General features: G+C 69.7%; 15 protein-coding genes. 4 read left to right on the top strand and 11 right to left on the bottom strand.

The genetic code is table 11. The features are described from left to right. Positions 1-174: 174 nt before the first annotated feature. The 5 genes from AB0J16_RS41565 to AB0J16_RS41545 form a co-directional block, all read right to left on the bottom strand. Complete coding sequence (locus AB0J16_RS41565; protein WP_358550455.1) at positions 175-1,050, bottom strand: STM4011 family radical SAM protein; 876 nt, start codon at positions 1,048-1,050, stop codon at positions 175-177. Beyond that, the gene (locus tag AB0J16_RS41560) at positions 1,037-2,323 is read right to left on the bottom strand and encodes an STM4012 family radical SAM protein (protein ID WP_358550453.1); all 1,287 of its coding nucleotides are present in this window, start codon (positions 2,321-2,323) and stop codon (positions 1,037-1,039) included. Before AB0J16_RS41560 ends, AB0J16_RS41565 begins: the two co-directional genes overlap by 14 nt. After that, complete coding sequence (locus AB0J16_RS41555; RefSeq protein WP_358550680.1) at positions 2,323-3,117, bottom strand: STM4013/SEN3800 family hydrolase; 795 nt, start codon at positions 3,115-3,117, stop codon at positions 2,323-2,325. The genes AB0J16_RS41560 and AB0J16_RS41555 overlap by 1 nt, the downstream gene beginning before the upstream one ends. Positions 3,118-3,235: 118 nt before the next feature. Further along, complete coding sequence (locus AB0J16_RS41550; RefSeq protein WP_358550451.1) at positions 3,236-4,387, bottom strand: STM4014 family protein; 1,152 nt, start codon at positions 4,385-4,387, stop codon at positions 3,236-3,238. Then, complete coding sequence (locus tag AB0J16_RS41545; RefSeq protein WP_358550449.1) at positions 4,384-5,316, bottom strand: STM4015 family protein; 933 nt, start codon at positions 5,314-5,316, stop codon at positions 4,384-4,386. The genes AB0J16_RS41550 and AB0J16_RS41545 overlap by 4 nt, the downstream gene beginning before the upstream one ends. Before the next feature lie 61 nt (positions 5,317-5,377). Between AB0J16_RS41545 and AB0J16_RS41540 the strand changes: the two genes are divergently transcribed. Continuing rightward, on the top strand, positions 5,378-6,778 hold the full coding sequence (locus AB0J16_RS41540; RefSeq protein WP_358550447.1) for an MFS transporter: 1,401 nt from the start codon (positions 5,378-5,380) through the stop codon (positions 6,776-6,778). Here AB0J16_RS41540 and AB0J16_RS41535 read toward each other — a convergent pair. Further along, entirely contained in the window at positions 6,768-7,997 is a 1,230-nt protein-coding gene (locus AB0J16_RS41535; RefSeq protein ID WP_358550445.1) for a cytochrome P450, read from the bottom strand. The genes AB0J16_RS41540 and AB0J16_RS41535 overlap by 11 nt on opposite strands. A gap of 67 nt (positions 7,998-8,064) precedes the next feature. Between AB0J16_RS41535 and AB0J16_RS41530 the strand changes: the two genes are divergently transcribed. Next, positions 8,065-9,459, top strand: a complete 1,395-nt coding sequence (locus AB0J16_RS41530) for an FG-GAP-like repeat-containing protein (RefSeq protein WP_358550443.1) — start codon at positions 8,065-8,067, stop codon at positions 9,457-9,459. Positions 9,460-9,565: 106 nt separating this feature from the next. Here AB0J16_RS41530 and AB0J16_RS41525 read toward each other — a convergent pair whose 3' ends face one another. From AB0J16_RS41525 to AB0J16_RS41505, 5 genes are read right to left on the bottom strand one after another with little or no spacing between them, the layout of a single operon-like run. Further along, positions 9,566-10,447 (bottom strand): ATP-binding cassette domain-containing protein, encoded by an 882-nt coding sequence (locus AB0J16_RS41525; RefSeq protein ID WP_358550441.1) that lies wholly within the window; start codon positions 10,445-10,447, stop codon positions 9,566-9,568. Next, positions 10,440-11,489 (bottom strand): ABC transporter ATP-binding protein, encoded by a 1,050-nt coding sequence (locus AB0J16_RS41520; protein ID WP_358550439.1) that lies wholly within the window; start codon positions 11,487-11,489, stop codon positions 10,440-10,442. Before AB0J16_RS41520 ends, AB0J16_RS41525 begins: the two co-directional genes overlap by 8 nt. Then, positions 11,486-12,364 (bottom strand): ABC transporter permease, encoded by an 879-nt coding sequence (locus AB0J16_RS41515; protein WP_358550437.1) that lies wholly within the window; start codon positions 12,362-12,364, stop codon positions 11,486-11,488. The genes AB0J16_RS41520 and AB0J16_RS41515 overlap by 4 nt, the downstream gene beginning before the upstream one ends. Further along, positions 12,361-13,311, bottom strand: a complete 951-nt coding sequence (locus AB0J16_RS41510; protein WP_358550435.1) for an ABC transporter permease — start codon at positions 13,309-13,311, stop codon at positions 12,361-12,363. The genes AB0J16_RS41515 and AB0J16_RS41510 overlap by 4 nt, the downstream gene beginning before the upstream one ends. A 16-nt stretch (positions 13,312-13,327) precedes the next feature. Then, entirely contained in the window at positions 13,328-14,854 is a 1,527-nt protein-coding gene (locus AB0J16_RS41505) for an ABC transporter substrate-binding protein (RefSeq protein ID WP_358550433.1), read from the bottom strand. Positions 14,855-15,101: 247 nt separating this feature from the next. On the opposite strand from AB0J16_RS41505, the gene AB0J16_RS41500 reads away from it, so the two are divergent. Next, positions 15,102-16,562: an amidase gene (locus AB0J16_RS41500; RefSeq protein WP_358550431.1), complete on the top strand. Its 1,461-nt coding sequence runs from the start codon at positions 15,102-15,104 to the stop codon at positions 16,560-16,562. After that, positions 16,559-17,323 carry a FadR/GntR family transcriptional regulator gene (locus AB0J16_RS41495; protein WP_358550429.1) on the top strand — a complete coding sequence of 255 codons (765 nt, stop codon included), beginning with the start codon at positions 16,559-16,561 and terminating at the stop codon, positions 17,321-17,323. Before AB0J16_RS41500 ends, AB0J16_RS41495 begins: the two co-directional genes overlap by 4 nt. Positions 17,324-17,422: the final 99 nt, after the last annotated feature.

Raw genomic sequence — 17,422 nt, 5'->3', positions numbered from 1 at the left:
CGCCATAGCCTCGCGATCCCCGTCATCGCGGCCTAGCGATCCCCGCCATAGCCTCGCGATCCCCGTCATCGCGGCCTAGCGATCCCCGCCATAGCCTCGCGATCTCCGCCACGGCCTCGCGATCTCCGACCGGTGCCCGGAGGCCCGGTCCCTGTCGGGATCGGCCTCGCATGGTCATCCCAAGGCGGTGTCCTTGGGTGGCCAGCCCGCTGGGATGCGTTCGAGGACTCCCCCGGAGAACGTGTCGTACAAGCCCAACGGCTCCAGGTGCACATATCCGATATGGCAATCGCAAGAGCCCTTTGGGCAGCCCCTGGGCCGCAGAGCCGCCAGCGCCGTACCGTCGTAGAGGTTGCCCAGGCGATCCGGGACGAAGTGGCAGCGCCGCACCTCCCCCTCGCCGTCCACGGAGATCACGCTCTCCCCGGTACGACAGCGCAGACCACCACTGGTGTGCGGGTGACGGCTGTTGGCGAACAGGGGATCAAGGGCGGTCCAGTCCGCCGCCTCCGTGTCCGTGTAGGAGCCGCCCTCGGCCGCGTTGATCCAGAGGTACACCTCCGGTGGAAGGGCGGCCCGCAGGAGGCGTGCGGGTGTGAGGTGCTCGGGGAGGCCGACAACGCCGACGCTGTAGCGGACGCCCTTCGCCGACAGTTCACGGCAGCCGGCGAGAAACCGGTCATGTGTCACCTGGCCGGGGTGGTAGGTGGTCCAGAGTGCCAGCGTGTCGAGATCGGCGTCGTCGAGCCAGCGGGTGCGGCCACTGAGGTTCGTCTGGATGGCCACGCGCGACACGTGTCCGAGGTGGCTGAGATCGACCATCGCCCGTCGATACCACGACCTGACCAGGCCCTCCCCCCACGGCGTGAACAGCACTGAGATGCCGAACCGCTGCGCCGACACCCAGGCGGTGAAGCGTTCGAGCGCCGCCCGGTCGGCCCGCAGCTGGGCGGGAGTGTCTCGGCGCTTGGCGAACGGGCAGTACGGGCAGTCGTAGTCGCAGCTGGCCAAGGGGCCGCGATAGAGGATGGTCAGGTCAGCGCTGGTCATAGGAGTCCATCAGCTCTCGTACGCGGGCGGAGAACAGGGCCGGGCCGATGGCGTCGGAATGGGCGAGGCCCTCGGGGTTGAGCCTGATGCGTTCGGCCGCCGATTCGAGCCAGGCCCGGTCCGCGAAGCCGGACAGATCGAAGTCGTCGAGTACGTCGGCGCCGAACCGCTCTTTGTACGCCGGCCGATCGAGGCCCTCCACCTGGAGGAGGGACTGCAGGAGATGACGGCGGCGGCGCTCGGGGCCGTCCAGTTCGAAGCCGACGTTGGCGTGGGCGAACGACTCCTGGGGCAGCCGTACGTAGTCGTCGATGATGGCCCGCACGTGGCGGACGGCCACCGCGTACTCGAAGGAGTAGTGCAGGCGAGAGGTGTAGGAGCGGGCACCGCAGCCGAGGCCGATCATGCCGTCGCGCTGGCAGCAGTATTCGACGCCCGCGGGGGCGTCAGCCGGTAAGCGGAACATGCGCATCGACACCTGCTCGTAGCCTGCCGCGAGCAGATGGTCGCGGCCCGCTCGGTAGAGGGCGAGCCGCTGGTCGTCCCAGTCGCGCCGCCGCAGCCCGAGCCCGGTCAGCGGCCGTACGTACAGGGGATACAGATACAGCTCCTCCGGCTGCCAGGCCAGCGCGGCGTCCAGCGAATAGCGCCACGACGTCTCCGTCTGCCCATCGATGCCGTAGATGAGGTCCATGTTGAGGGTCGGCACCCCAGAGGCCCGGATGGCGGCCAGCGCCCGCTCGACCTCGGCCCGGCGCTGGGGCCGTACCGCCGCCCTGGCCTCGGCGTCGATGAAGCTCTGCACGCCGATCGACAGCCTGGTCACGCCGCGTGACGCGAGCACGGCGAGGCGGTCGGGAGTGGCGGTGGCAGGCGAGGTTTCCACGCCGAGCGGGATCGCCTGGAAGTCGGCGCCCAGAATGCGTTCGGCCAGGTCGAAGAGACTGGTCAGCTCGGCGGCCGACAGATAGGTGGGGGTGCCGCCGCCGATGGCCGCCGTGGCGAAGCGGGCCTCGGGGATGGCTTCCCGAATGGCCGAGGCCTGGCGTTCGAGGGCGTCGAGGTAGGCGGCGACCAGGTGTTCCGGCGCGCCGGTCCTGGTGAACAGGTTGCAGAATCCGCATCGCATCTCGCAGAACGGGATGTGCAGGTACAGAAAAAGCGCCTCGGTCCGCTCGCCCGCCCACACTTCGCGGAGTGGCGGCCGGGGCTCCAGGGGACGGTAGGCGGTCTTGTGCGGATAAGCGTAGACATATCCCTCGTACGGGGTCATCACCACGTTCCCTTCCCAAGCACGAACTCCCCATAAGGCACGGTCCACACCACCTCATGGCCGATGCGATGGCCCACATGCCCGTCCTCGCCGTACGCGGTGCCGTGGTCGGAACAGACGATGGCCAGACACGGCCGCCGCGCGCTCATCAGCGCGAACAACCGGCCGATGTGCCGGTCGACGTAGGCGAGGGCAGCGGCCTGGCTGGCCGGGCCGTCGTCGGTGGCGGCCGGCAGGTAGAAGTGGTTGGGCTGGTGGAGCGCGGAGACGTTCACGAACAGGAACACCGGCCCCTCACGGCCCTCGACGACGCGCGCCGCCCGGTCGATCTGCCGTTCGAATGAGTCAGGGGCCGTCACGCCGAACTCCGGCTCCCAGTGCGACTCGGCGAACAGGTCCGGCAGTGAGGAGCCGAGCGGGGTCCGCTTGTTGAAGAAGCCGACGCCACCGACACAGATCGTGTGATAGCCCGCCTGAGCCAGGCCGGCGGGCAGATCCGCGGCCTTGAAGCACCAGGTGCCCTCGGCGGTGGTCTCGCTGCCTGGGAAGGCGGCGGCGAACAGCCGGGGGTGCGGTCCCGGCGTGACCGGAGTCGGCAGGAAACCGGCCAGCATCGCCGCGTGGGCCGCGTAGGTGAAGCTTCCCGGCGTGTGCCGACGCTCCCATACCCCGCCCGGCAGGGCTCGCGCCAGGTTGGGCAGCCGTCCGGCCGCGAGCGCCTCGGCGGCGACGTCGTAGCGCAGCGTGTCGAGCGTGACGAGCAGCAGGTCGTGTGTCCCGACCACCGCGCGCATGTCCCTCATCCGGCCCCCTCGAGGCATCCGGCCCGCTCGAGGCATCCGGCCCGCTCGAAAAACACGGTCCTCTTGGAAAACACGGTCCTCTCGAAGACACCCGGGTCCCCGAATGCCCTCACGCCGCCCGCCTCAGTGCCAGCGCCACCTGCGCGTCGTAGGTGTCGAGCCCGTCGGCTCCACTGCCCGGCAACCCCATGAGGCCCGGCAGCAGGTCTCCGAACGCGTTGACCTCCGCCACCGCGAACCGCCGCCGATCGACCCCGACCAGGAGGTCCACCCCCACCGCCGAACTGCCGGGGAAGCAGGCGGCGGCCTTGGCGCAGACGTCCATGGCGCGCGCCCAACCGGTCTCGCCGAGCGCCGAGCGCACCTCGCCGAGGTCTCCGCGCGCGCCGCCGAGGTGGAGGTTCGTCATAGGAGCGAGGCTGGTTCGCACGACCGCGTGCGTCGGCCGCCCGCCGGTCACGACGACTCTGAGGTCGAACACCCGCCCGCCGATCGACGCCTTGGGGAACCACCGCTCCACATGAAGCCCATCGGGGTCCAACGCGTCGATGATGGCCGCGACGGAAGGTTCGTCCTCGTAGGAGCGGACTCGCAGAGAATTGTGGAGCTCCGGCCCGAGCTCGACAGAGGTAACCGCCTTGACCCGGTCTCCGTGGGCCTCCACCGCGATGACCCCGGAGGCGGATGAGCCGTGAGCGGGCTTGACGAACACCCTGCTCCACCCGGCCGCACGCATCCGCGCCCGCAACCCGGCATAGCCACCGATCAACCCACTGAGCGGACCGCGAACAGAGCCCTCATCAGGCTCACCGGCAGGCAGCGCGAGAGGCACCGGCACCCCGGCCGCCAGCAGCCGGGCGTGGCAGCGCCGTTTGTCGAACATCACCGCGATCTCCGCCACATCCCCGAGCAGCCGGGCCCCAGGGGTACGTGCCACCGCCTCCCGTACGGACCTCAGGCCGCGCACGAACGCCGCGTGCCACGCCGCGCCCCCGCCGACGCGGGTGGGATCGCCCGGCCCGCGCAGGAGCGCGTCCGTGGCGGCGTCCTCCCCCGGCGACTCGACTCGTACGAGCGCTCCGCGTGGCAGACCCAGCCACCAGGCCCGCCGCGCCCCCGGATGGGGCGACCCGCCGGTCAGCACGTCGGACCAGGCGACCATGTACGGTTCGGGCAGCCCGTGACGTTCAAGAGCGGCGGCGAACAGGCGGACCCGCCGATCCCCGGGAGTACCGACGACGGCGAAGGCGGGCACGCTCACTCCGACACCGCGATGTAGCGCCAGTCCTCGTCATCCTCATTCTCCTGCACGTCCGACAGGTCGAGCCGGACCTCCGGCAGGGCGGCCTGGAGCCGGGCCATCATAGGCTCGCTCAGCCAGTGGTGGCTGAGGTCGAGGCTGCGCAGGTGGGTCAGCGGCTGCCCCGACAGCAGCGCCTCGGCGCCCTCGTCGGTCAGCACGCCCATCGACAGGTCGAGTGACTCCAGCCGCACGACGATCGGCGCGGCGGCCACGGCGGCGGCGACCTCGTCCTGCCGTTCGCTGTCCTGGAGGCCGAGGTGGCGCAGCGCGGGCAGGCCGGAGCCGGCCAGGATCCCGGCCCAGTCGCCGGGTCCGGAGTCGCCGGAATAGTTCTCCTCGCCGAGCCAGAGCTCCAGGTGGCGCAGCGCGGGGAACGAGCTCTCACCGACCGCGTGGACCACTCCGGCGGGCAGCCCGCCGCACTCGAACCGAAGGATCTCCAGCCCGGCGTGCACGATGGGCTGGAGCCGCAGCCCAGTGCTGCCGCGCACGTCGAGCCGCTTCAGCCGCGGATAGGCCGCGAGCAGCGGCGTGATGTCGCCCTGACTGATCCAGGAGAGTTCGGACTCCTCCGAGACGATGTCGCCCAGAAAGACCGCCTCCAGCGCTGGCAGCCGGTCGGCAACCCCCGTCAGCGCCTCGACCGCGACGTCCGCCGGGGAGTCGTAGTCGGGACCCCACTGTCCGACCACGATCGCCCGGATGCGCGTGCCGTCCACCCGGCTCAACAGGTCGTCGAGGTCCTCCCGGAGCGACGGCGCGTCCGATTCCCCGTAGGGAGACATTCCGGTGACGCGCCAGGCGGCGTCGGCGGGCAGCTCTTCGCCGTCCTCTCGATCACAGACCGGTAAGTCGTAGAAGGACGGGAGATGCTGGTGGAAGGACAACTGGGCTCCTCTCATCGGGGGGAGCTCAGATGTACCAGAAAGAGGTGACAAGATTGCCTTTATGCAGGACGACCATGTAGCGCTCAAGTCCGCCCGAGGGCGCTGGATCCTGGCGGCCACCGTGCTGGGCTCCGGGATGGCCCTGCTCGACAGCACCGTGGTGAACGTCGCGCTGCCCTTCCTCGGCGACGACCTCGACGCGGACATGGCCGGCCTGCAGTGGACGATCAACGCCTACACGCTCACCCTGGCCGGGCTGATCCTGCTGGGCGGCTCGCTCGGTGACCGCTACGGCAGGCGCAAGGTGTTCCTGATCGGCACGATCTGGTTCGCGCTGGCCTCGGCGCTGTGCGGGCTCTCGCCGAACGTCGAGCTCCTGGTGGCCGCCCGCGCGCTGCAAGGGGTAGGCGGCGCGCTGCTCACCCCGGGGTCGCTGGCGATCATCCAGGCGTCGTTCGTCAGGGACGACCGGCCGCGCGCGGTCGGCGCCTGGTCGGGGCTGGGCGGGGTGGCCGCCGCGATCGGTCCGCTGCTGGGCGGGGTGCTGGTGCAGACGGCGGGCTGGCGGTGGGCGTTCCTGCTCAATCTGCCGGTCGCGGCGCTGGTCGTGCTGGTCACGGTGCGGCACGTGCCCGAGAGCAGGGACGAGCAGGCCGCGGGCCGGTTCGACGTGCTGGGCGCGGTGCTGGCGGCGCTGGCCCTTGCCTTCCTCACCTACGGCCTGATCGAGAAGGGGGCGACGATCCCGCTGGTGGTGGGGGTGGCGCTGGGCGTGGCGTTCCTGGTGCTGGAGAAGCGCAGGTCCCCCGACGCGCTGGTGCCGGTGAGCATCTTCCGCGACCGGGTCTTCACGGCCGTGAACGTGGTGACACTGATCATGTACGCGGCCATGGGCGTGGTGTTCTTCCTGCTCGTCGTGCAGTTGCAGGTGGTGTCCGGGTTCGCGGCGACCCCGGCCGGGCTGTCGCTGCTGCCGACGACGATCCTTATGCTGCTGCTGTCGGCGCGCGCCGGTGAGGTGGCCAAGCGCTACGGCCCGCGCTGGCCCATGACGATCGGCATCCTGGTGGCCGGGCTCGGGTTCCTCCTGATGAGCACGATCGGCTTCGGCGCCTCGTACCCTCTTCAGGTCATCCCCGCGGTCACGGTGTTCGGGCTCGGTCTGTCGGCGGCGGTGGCGCCGCTGACCGCGACCGTGCTGGCAACCGTCGAAGAGCGCCACGCCGGTACGGCCAGCGGCGTCAACAACGCGGTGGCCCGCACCGGCAGCCTGCTCGCGGTGGCCGCGGTGCCGCCCCTGGTCGGCCTGGTCGGCGACGCCTTCAAGAACCCGCCCGTCTTCAACGCGGGCTTCCACACCGCGATGCTGATCAGCGCCGCGATGATGGCCGTCGCGGCACTGATCACCTTCCTGACGATCAGAAGGAACGTCCTGGCCCCGGAAGAGCAGCTCAGAACGTGAAGCCCTGACTGCGGACGCTGTTGTCGAAGTTGGACAGCAGCAGCTCCGGCTCGCCGACCGCGCGGATCTCCGGCAACCTGGTCAGCAGCACCCGGAACATCGTCCGCATCTCCTGCCTGGCCAGGTTGGCGCCCAGGCAGAAGTGCGGGCCAGGCCCGCCGAAGCCGACGTGCGGCTTGGTCTCGCGGGTGATGTCGAAGCTGTCGGGATCGGGGAAGACGCTCTCGTCGCGGTTGGCCGAGCCGTAGAAGAGGACCACCTTGTCGCCCTTCTTCAGCTCCAGGCCGCGCAGGGAGTAGTCCTGGGTCAGCGTGCGCCGGAACTGCATGATCGGCGAAACGTAGCGGACCATCTCCTCGATCGCGTTGCCGATGCGGCCGTCGAAATCCTCCATCAGCAGGTCGCGCTGCGCGGGGTTGTCGGTGAGCAGCTTGATGCCGTGGGCCATCGTGTTGCGCGCGGTCTCGTTGCCCGCCACCAGGAGCAGGGCGAAGAAGGAGCCGAGCTCGCGGTCGGTGAGCTTCTCGCCGTCGGGGTTGGCGGTGACCAGCAGGGACACCAGGTCGCCTTGTGGATCGGCGGCCCGCTCGTGCCCCAGCTTGATCACCATGCGCTGGAGGGCGAGCAGGGCCAGCATGTTCTGGCCGGCGAGCTGAACACTGCGGACCAGGCTGGGGCGTACGCCGGTGTAGGCGGTGGAGACGTCGACGTGTTCGTGGACCTTCGCCCGCAGGTCATCGGGGATGCCCATCATGTCGCAGATGACGTGGATGGGGAGCCGGGCCGCGACCTGGCCGACGAAGTCGCGCGGGCCCTGCTCGATGACGTCGTCGACGATCCGCTCGCACGCGGCCTCGATGTCGTCCTGCAGGCCGGAGAGCATGCGCGGGCTGAACGAGCGGGTGACGATGCGCCGCAGCCGGGCGTGGCGCGGGTCGTCCATGTTGACCATCGACTCGCCGAACACCTGCTTGACCCAGCCCGGCGGCTCCGGGTTGGTCACGGCGGGCTCGCTGGAGAAGACCTTGGCGTCGCGGCTGGCCTCGACCACGTCCGCGTGCCTGACCAGGGCGTAGAAGCCGCTGCCGGACCGGAGGAAGGGCACCTTCTTCTCGGGGAAGAACACGGGATGCTCTAATTGCCGGAGTCTGGCGAACGCCTCATGCCGGGCCTTGGGGGCCTGGCGCCAGAAACCCAGATCCGCGAGGTCGATGTCCACCCGCCTATCCTGGCACGTTCCCGTAGCGTTAAGACCTGGTTCGGCCGGGGTGGAAATACCTACCGGTATGAACGCACTGCTAGCCGCCTGCCTGGTTCTTCCCCTCGTTTCGGGTACGAGCCACGCCGCGGCTCCGTCGTGTGGCGGATCCCCTTCCGACTTCGACGGCGACGGCCGTCCCGATCTGGCGGTGGCCGCCCCCTACGACAACCGGCGGGCCGGCTCCGTGACGGTCGTCTACGGCAGCGGACGCAAGGAGAAGCTGACCCAGGAGGGCGCCGAGCCGGGTGACTCGTTCGGCTCGGCTCTCGCGGTCGGCGACTTCAACGGAGACGGATGCGCCGACCTCGCGGTGGGCGTGTCAGAGGAGTTCGTGGGCGAGCGCGTGCCGGGGGCCGACGGCAACGGCGTCGTCGAGCTGTTCCACGGCTCGCCCACGGGCCTGCGGCCGGGCAGGGAGCTGGCGCCGGCGAAGCCGTCGAGCGACCGGTTCGGGGCGTCGCTGGCCGCCGGTGACTTCGACGGCGACGGACGCGACGAGCTCGCGGTGGGCGCCCCTGGCCACCGTACGGGCGGGGGCGTCACGATCTACTGGATGAAGGGCCGCAAGCCGTACCAGATCACCCAGAAGACCCCCTGGGTACGGCAGGCGGCGAGCGTGACGGACCAGTGGGGCGCGGCCCTGGCGAGCGGCGACTTCAACGGCGACGGACGCGCCGAGCTGGCCGTGGGCGCGCCCGCCGACAGTGTCACCCAGGACGGCCAGGGCTCCGTGACCGTCATCGACGTGCGGAGCCGGCGGGCCGGGCTCCTCACCCAGAGCAGCCCCGGGATCAAGGGCTCGGCGGAGAAGTGGGACGCGTTCGGGGCGGCCCTCACGACCGGCGACTTCGACGCCGACGGGCACGACGACCTGGTTGTCGGCGTACCCGGTGAAGGGCTGAGCGCCAACCAGCGGGCGATGGACTACGGCGACGGGGCCGTGCACGTCCTGTACGGGAGCGGGAGCGCGCTGCTGCGCGGCCCCCGGTCGGAGATGTGGACGCAGCGGCTGCTCAAGGGCACGCCCCGGTACTACGACCGGTTCGGCGCCGCGCTGGCGGCCGGGGACTTCAACGGCGACGGCGACGACGAGCTGGCCGTCGGCGTACCCGGTGAGAAGGGGGTCCAAGTGCTGGCCGGGGCCAGGAAGGGCGGGCTGACGAAGGACGGCAACCTGCTCATCAAGGGCAAGGGGCGCGACTTCGGCGCGTCCCTGGCCGCGCTGCCCGCGCTCGGCGGGCGCTACCGGCAGCTCACCAAGGAACGTCCGCTGTACGGGCTGGTGGTGGCGGCGCCGGACCAGGGCAAGGTGCTGTACGGGCCCGGCTCGCGCCAGACGGGCCTGCGGCCCGGCCTGCTCCCGGGAAAGGTCCGCGAGCTGAGCAGCGGCCCCGGCCTGTACGGCTACGCGTTCGGCTGATCCCAGCCCGAGAGGCGAGGCGATACACACTTGTCGCCGATGGGAAGACCCGCGGGAAACTCCCTCCCCACGGAGCTGTCGCCGTCGGCGGGTTCGACGTGGGCGGTCACGGTCGGTATTCCCGGTTGAGGTCGGCCGCCGACACACCGGACAGTGCCTTGCCCAGAGTCGGAACGGCGGCGATGAGGCTGCGTGTGTAGGAATGTCGCGGTTCCTCGTACACCTGCTCCGTGGACCCGATCTCCACGATCTCCCCGTCATTCATGACCGCGACCCGGTCGCACACATGACGTACCACGGACAGGTCGTGGGAGACGAAGACCAGCGTGAGGGACAGCTCGTCGACGAGGTCGGCGATGAGGTTGAGCACCTGGGCCCGTACGGACACGTCCAGGGCACTCACCGGCTCGTCGGCCACGATGATCTTCGGACGGGGGGCGAGAGCGCGCGCGATCGAGATGCGCTGCCGCTGGCCGCCGGAGAACTGGTGGGGATAGCGGTCCGCCGCGTCGGCTCGCAGGCCGACGGCCTCGAGCAATTCGGCCACCCGCTCCCTGCGATTGGGATGCCCCTGCGCGACGAGCGGCTCGGCCACGATGTCGCCGACGCGCATGCGCGGGTCCAGCGAACTCATCGGGTCCTGAAAGACGAGTTGGAGCCGCTCGCGGACGAACCGCAGCCGGCTCTCCCGGAGCCCGGTGATGTCCCGGCCGTCGATCGCGACGCTGCCGCTGGTGGGGCGGTCGAGCCCGGCCAGAATGCGGAGCAGGGTCGACTTGCCGCACCCCGACTCGCCCACGATGCCGAACCGTTGCCCCTGAGGGACGGCGAAGCTGACGCCGCGCAGGGCGTGCACCGGCGGGCTGGGGTGGCGCAGCGAGGTACGAGGCCGCCGGTAGTCGCGCGTGACGTCACGGACGCTGATGGCGTCCGGGGGGCCGGTCTGCGACCCGGGTGCGAGGGGGGCGCTGGTCGGCTGCTCAGCCACGGCCGGCCTCCTGGTTCATGGGTGTGCCGGTCCCGCGTGCGGCGCTCTGGGATACCGGGTGGAAGCAGGCGTAGCCGGAGTCCGGCCCGGTAGGGACCCATTCCGGCCTGGTGGCGCATACGTCGGTCGCCTGAGCGCATCTGTTCCTGAAGACGCATCCGGCGGGGAAGCGGCCCGCCGGCGGAACCGACCCGCCGATCGTGGCCAGCCGGCCGCGGTCGTCGACCATGGTCAGGTCCGACGCGCCGATCAGGCCCTGGGTGTAGCGGTGCCGGGGGCGCGTGAACACCTCCCGGACCGGGCCGGACTCGATCAACCGCCCGCCGTACATGACCATGACCCGCTCGCAGACGGTGGCCACCACGGCCAGGTCGTGGGTGATGAAGAGCATGGCCGACCCGTGTTCCTGAACACCCCGCACGATCAGGTCGAGCACCCGCGCCTGCACCGTGACGTCGAGCGCGGTGGTGGGTTCGTCGCAGACCAGGAGCGCGGGGTCGTTCGCGAGGGCGATGGCCAGCACCACCCGCTGCCGCTGGCCGCCGGAGAACTGGTGCGGGTAGGCGGTCGCGGCGGCCGCGGGATCGGGCAGCCCCACCTGGGCGAGCAGTTCCACGGCGGCGGCCTGAGCGGAGGCGCGGTCGGGCCTGGTCCGGTGGATCAGCAGCACCTCGGCGATCTGCCGCCCGACCCTCATCGTGGGGTTCAGAGCGGTCATGGGCTCCTGGAAGACCATGGCGATCTCCTTGCCCCGCACCCGGGACATCCGCGCCTCGTCGGCACCCACCAGGTCGTGGTCGACTCCGGCGAGCCGCACCGAACCCGTGGCCGAGAGCCCATCAGGCAGCAGCCCCATGACGCTCAGCGCCGTCAGCGACTTGCCCGACCCCGATTCACCGATCAGACCGACCCGCTCGCCGGCCCGGATGGTGAAGTCGACATCTTCGAGGAGTTTGAGGCCGCCCACCGCGACGTCGAGATTCCGCACGGCCAGGACGTCGTCCGGCCCGGAGGCCGGTGCCGTGTCAGGTGCCGGGGTCATCGGCGGTCCTCCAGCTTGGGGTCGAAACGGTCGCGCAGGCCGTCACCGAGCAAGTTGAATCCGAGCACCGCCACCGCGATCGCGATGCCCGGGAACACGGCCAGCCGGGGAGCCGACCACAACATCTCCTGGCTCTCCTGCAGCATCCGGCCCCAGGACGGTACCGGGGGCGGGGTGCCGAAGCCCAGGAAGGACAGCGCGGCTTCGGCGAGTACGGCGATGGCGAAACCGACCGACGACTGGACGATGACGAGACTGCTGACGTTGGGCAGGACATGCCGCAGGCCGATCGAGAACGGCCTGCGGCCCGCCGCGCGCGCCGCGATGACGTATTCGGTCTTCATCACCTGCAGCGTGCCGCTGCGGGTCAGCCGGGCGAAATGGGGGATGGACGCGATGCCGATGGCGATCATCGCGACCAGCGTGCTGGCGCCGTACACGGCGGCGAACATGATGGTCAGCAGGAGCGCCGGGAAGGCGAGAAGCAGGTCGTTGCCGCGCATCAGGAGCTCGCCGAACCAGCGGGGCGCCATCCCGGCGACGATGCCGAGGGGCACCCCGACCAGGGCCGCGACTCCCACCGCCACGAAGCCGACGAACAGCGTGGTGCGCGAGCCCACCAGGATCTGGCTGAACACGTCGCGGCCGAACTTGTCCGTGCCGAACCAGTACTCCAGCGACGGCTTCCGCAGCCGCGCCAAGGCGTTCACCAGGGTCGGGTCGTGCGGGGTCCACACGAAGGACAGCAGCGCCATGCCGAGCACGACCGAGACGATGAGACCGCCCACCAGAAGGCTGCCTGTCATCGGGCGGCGCCGCCGACGGCCGTCGGGCACCGTGGACGCGGCAGCGGCTTCGGTGTCCGGAGCACTCATGACGCGCCCGCCCTGAGCCGCGGGTCGATCATCAGGTAGATCACGTCCACCAGGAAGTTCACCAGCAGCACCGCCATTGCGATGATCATGACCACGTCCTGCACCATGATGAGGTCCCGGTTGGAGACGCTGTCCAGCAGCAGGCTCCCGAGCCCGGGGATGACGAAGACCCGTTCGATGACGACCGCGCCCACCAGCAGCGTGGCGAGCTGCAACGCCATGACCGTGACCACGGGCACCGCCGCGTTCCGCAGGCCGTGCCGCAGCAGTGCCCGCGTCGGGCGAAGTCCTTTGGCGCGAGCGGTGCGCAGATAGTCCTCCCGGAGGACGTCGAGCACGGCGCTGCGGACGTAGCGGGTGAGCACCGCCCCCTGCACCAGGCCGAGGGACAGCGCGGGCAGCACCAGCTGTTTGAGGAACAGGACCGGATCCTGCGCCGGGGGTGTCCAGCCGTTCGCCGGCAGCCACCCGAGCCCCACCGCGAACACGGTGATCAGGAGGATGCCCGCGAGGAAGGCCGGGACGGCCACGCCGACCTGGGACAGGGCCGAGAGAATGAGCCCGGACGGCCTGCGGTGCCGCATGGCCATGAGCGTGGCCATGGGGACCGCCAGGACGAAGGCGAGCACCATCGCGGTGCCGACGAGCCACAGGGTGACCAGAAGGCGGTCGGCGATCTGCGGGCCGATCGGCGTGTGCGAGATGTAGGAGTTTCCCGGGTCGAAGGTCACCAGTCCGTGTATCCAGCTGAGGTACTGGGCCGCGAGCGGCCGGTTGAGCCCGAACTCCGCGCGCAGTTGCGCCACCGCCGCGTCCGACGCGTTGACGCCGAGGGCGACACGGGCCGGATCCCCTGGCAGCACCGCCATGAACGCGAACACCAGCACGGAGCTCACGACAAGGCTGGCCAGGAGGATCGCGACCCGCTGCACCAGACGGACGATCATCGGTTGACGCCGCCTTTCACGAGCGGCCCAGACCGGTGAGATCCAGTGACTCGGAGACGGAGTTCACGGGCAGGCCGGTGATGTCCTTGTCCGCCACCATCAGGTTCGGCAGCAGGAACAGCCAGTCGGCCGCGGCGTCCTTGGACAGCAGCCGGGCAGCCGCTCGCATGGAGGTGATCTCCTGCTCCTGAGTGCCCTCGTCCGCCTTCTTCAGCAACGCGCGGAATTCAGGGTTGTCGTAGCGGGTGTAGTAGGTCTTGTTCCCGAACACCGTATAGATGTCGCGGGGCTCCACATGGGAGATGATGGACATGTCATAGTCGGCGTTCTTGAACACGGTGGTCAGCCAGGCGGCGGGAAACTCCAGCTGGTCGAGCTCGACCTTGAACCCGGCCTGTTCGAGCTGGCTCTTGACCACGGTGCCGCACGCGGTGGCATAAGGCAGCGTCGGCAGCCGCAGCCGCAGGGTGGTGCCGGCCTCGCCGGACTCCGCAAGGAGTTTCTTGGCCTTGCCGATGTCGTACGGATACTCGTTCGCGAGGTCCTCGTACCACGGGTCGGTCGGCGGGACCATGCTGCCGATGAGCTTGCCGCGGCCTGCCCAGCAGGTGTCCACCAGGGCTTTGTGGTCGATGGCGTAGCGGACCGCCTGGCGGGCCTTCAGATTCTTCAGCGGGCCCGAGCCGTTGTTGAAGGAGAGGACCACCTCGCCGTTGGTCGAGCCCTCGATGATCTGGTACTTCGGATTGTTCTGGAACCGGTCCAGAGCGTCCGGGGGCTGCATCGTGCCGATCACGTTGATGGTGCCCGTGAGCAGCGCGTTGTGCATGGCCGTCGGGTCCTTGAAGTACTTGAGGGTGACCGACGCGAAGTGCGGTTTGGGCCCCCAGTAGCCATCATTACGGGCCAGCGTGATCGAGTCGCCGCGGGTCCACGACTTCAGCGCGTACGGGCCGGTGCCCACCGGCTCGGTGGCCAGCTTGCTCACGCCGGTCCGGCTGAACATCGCGCCCACGCGGGTGGTCATCCAGTACAGCCAGTTGTTGCTCGGCTCTTTCAGGGTGACCTTCAGTTCGGTGGGCGAGACCGCCTGAACCGTGTCGACGACGTCCATCCGGGACTTCAGCGCTATCGTCCAGCCGGAGGTGACACGTTCGATGGAGAACTTGGCGTCCTCGGCCGTGAACGGTGCGCCATTGCTGAACTTGGCGTCCTTCACCAACTGGAACGTGTATGTCTTGCGGTCCTTGGACAGGGTCCACGACGTGGCCAGATCTGGCCCTATCTTCCCGGTTTGGTCCGCCTTCACCAGGTTCTCGTAGACGTTGTAGAGCAGTGCCTGCGGAATGGCCGCACCTTCGGTTTTGGTGAAGTCGAGGTTGGCCGGCTCGGCGACGAGGCCGATCTTCAGGGCGTCGCCCGCAGGGCCGCCGGTGCTTTTTCCCGCTGTCGTGGACCCGGCCGAGCAGGCTGTCAGCAGCAGCGATGCGAGCGCGGCCGCGACCGTCCCGATGTGCCGCGTCCGCTGCTTGTTAGGTTTCATAGGTTCAACCCCTGGCTTTCCATCACGTTGGACTTGGTCACCAGGCACAGGTGCCCCGACCGCCGACCGGCCAGGGCGAAGGCATGATGCGCCGCCCGCTCGATGGCGCGTTGGTGTCCCTCGTCATAGACGCCACCTTTCGCTATGACTGGCCTGACCAGTAAGCTCACTTGCAGGTACCGTGGCGACTGAAGCAGCACTTGTCAAGAGTTCGAATGCCCCCCGTATCGCGACCGAAGGAGAGCGGGTGCTCACGGAACACGGTCTGGCCGCCATGCCCGCCGCCGAGATGGTGGCCGGATTCGCTGATCGCACGTTGTCGCCGGTCGAAGTCCACGACGCCGTCCAGTCGGTGATCGAGGCGCGTGAGAGTGTGCTCAACGCGTTCTGGGTGCGCGATCCAGCCGAGTCCCGTAAGGCGGCCCTGGCCAGCCAGGCCCGATGGGCGGCTGGGGAACCGCTCGGGCCGATCGACGGCGTGCCTGTGACGCTGAAGGAGAACATCGCCCGCAGGGGCGTCCCCATGCCCTCGGGCAACGCGGGGGTCGAGCCGGTCACCCCCGAGGCGGACGCGCCCATCACCGCGCGGGTCGTCGAATCCGGCGGGGTGATACTCGGGTCGACCGTGATGCCGGACTGGGGCATGCTCTCCTCGGGGGTCTCCAGCCGGCACGGCATCGCGCGCAGCCCCTGGAACGCCGCCTGGACCACGGGCGGTTCCAGCTCTGGCGCGGGGGCCGCGGCCGCCGGAGGATACGGTCCGCTCCATGTCGGCACCGACATCGGGGGATCGATCCGGCTGCCGGGCACCTGGTTGGGACTCGCCACGCTCAAGCCCAGCTACGGGAGGATCCCGCTGGACACCCCGTACCTGGGGCGCAACGCCGGCCCCATGACGCGCACCGTGGCGGACGCGGCCCTGTTCATGCGCGTCCTGAGCAGACCGGATCCCCGGGACTGGTCGAGCCTGCCACCGCAGGACATCGACTGGTCGGCGCTGGAGGGCGATGTACGCGGACTGCGGGTGGGCGTGCACATGGACGCCGGTTGCGGGGAGCCGTGCGACGCCGAGATCCTCGCCGCGGTCAACCGTGCCGCCGCCGTCTTCGAGGCGGCGGGAGCCGTCGTGGAGCCGGTCGAGCCGTTCATGAGCCAAGATCTCCTCGACGACCTGGATCTGTTCTGGCGGGTGCGGTCCTGGAACGACTTCCGCGAACTGGCGCCCGAGGCCGGGCTGCGCGTCCACCCCTACGTCATCCAATGGTGCCAGGGGGGCGCGGACATATCGGGCATAAGGCTACTCCAGTGCTACCAGCAGATCATGCGCATCCAGGCGCGGACCGTGGCGGCGACGCTTCCGTACGACCTCGTGCTCTCGCCGGTCGCTCCGGTGGCGGCGTTTCCCGCTGAGCAGCCGATGCCGTTCATGGGGGACGGGAAGACCATGTCCCACATCGGCTTCACCGCGCCGTACAACATGTCGGGGCAACCCGCCGCGACCGTCAACTGTGGCTTCACGGCGGACCGTCGGCCCATCGGGGTGCAGATCGCGGGCCGCCGCTTCGACGATCTCGGCGTCTTGAGGGCGGCGGCGTGGTACGAACGGAACCGACCTGCCGACGCGGTCCCGCGCTGGCCGGACGGCGCCCCCGGGGCGCCCACCGGGGAGAAGACGACATGGACCACGCTCGAGGGGAAGAAGCCATGAGTGACGGGGCACAGTTCCGGCAGGTTTCGCCGGTACGGCTCTACCAGCGCATCGTCGAGCAGATCGAGCAAGCGATCGTTCGAGGTGACCTGAAGCCCGGTCAACGGCTGCCGAGCGAGCGAGAGCTGGTGACGCAGTTCGGGGCGAGCCGGCCCACAGTGCGAGAGGCCTTGCGCGTGCTGGAGAGCAACGGGCTCGTCCGCTCGCGTCCGGGCGACCCGAACGGCCCAGAGATCCTGCCGTTCTCGCCGGCCGGTCTGACCAAGGAGATGACCCGGCTCGTCCAGTTCGACAATATGTCGATGGCCGAGTTGATCTCGTTCCGCATGATCCTCGACGGGTCGGCGAGCTTGCTGGCGGCTCGGCTGCGGTCCGAGGAGGAGCTGTCCTCCATGGAACGGACGATCGCCGTCATGTCGGACGCGATCGAGGCAGGGTACGAGGAGTTCAGCAAGGCGGACGTCGCCTTCCATGAGGCGGTGGCCCGGGCCAGCCGCAACTCCCTCATCGAGGTCTGCAACCAGGTGGTCAGGGACGCCGTCCTCTCGCTGATCTCGGACAAGGTCGCCCACGCGCTCAACGGCACGGCGCTCATGCGAGAGTCGCTCCACCACCACCAGGAGGTGCTGGAGGCGATCCGGGAACGGGACGGCTTGGCGGCGGCACGCATCTCGCGGCGCAATCTCTACGACTACTACGCCGGCTACGTCACCGAGAACGAGCAGGGGCTGCTGCTCGCGCTCCTGGACGAAGAGCCCTGAGCTTCCACCACACGGGGTCTGATCTCAGGGCGCGGGCGCGCCGCTCAGCAGATGTGATGAGTGCGGACCCCGCTGCGTTCACATGTCCCCGCAAAAGGA

Source organism: Nonomuraea sp. NPDC049750 (assembly GCF_040659625.1).
Taxonomy (GTDB): domain Bacteria; phylum Actinomycetota; class Actinomycetes; order Streptosporangiales; family Streptosporangiaceae; genus Nonomuraea.
Note: the sequence above shows the minus strand (reverse complement) of the source record. Positions and strands in the feature narration are given on the sequence as shown.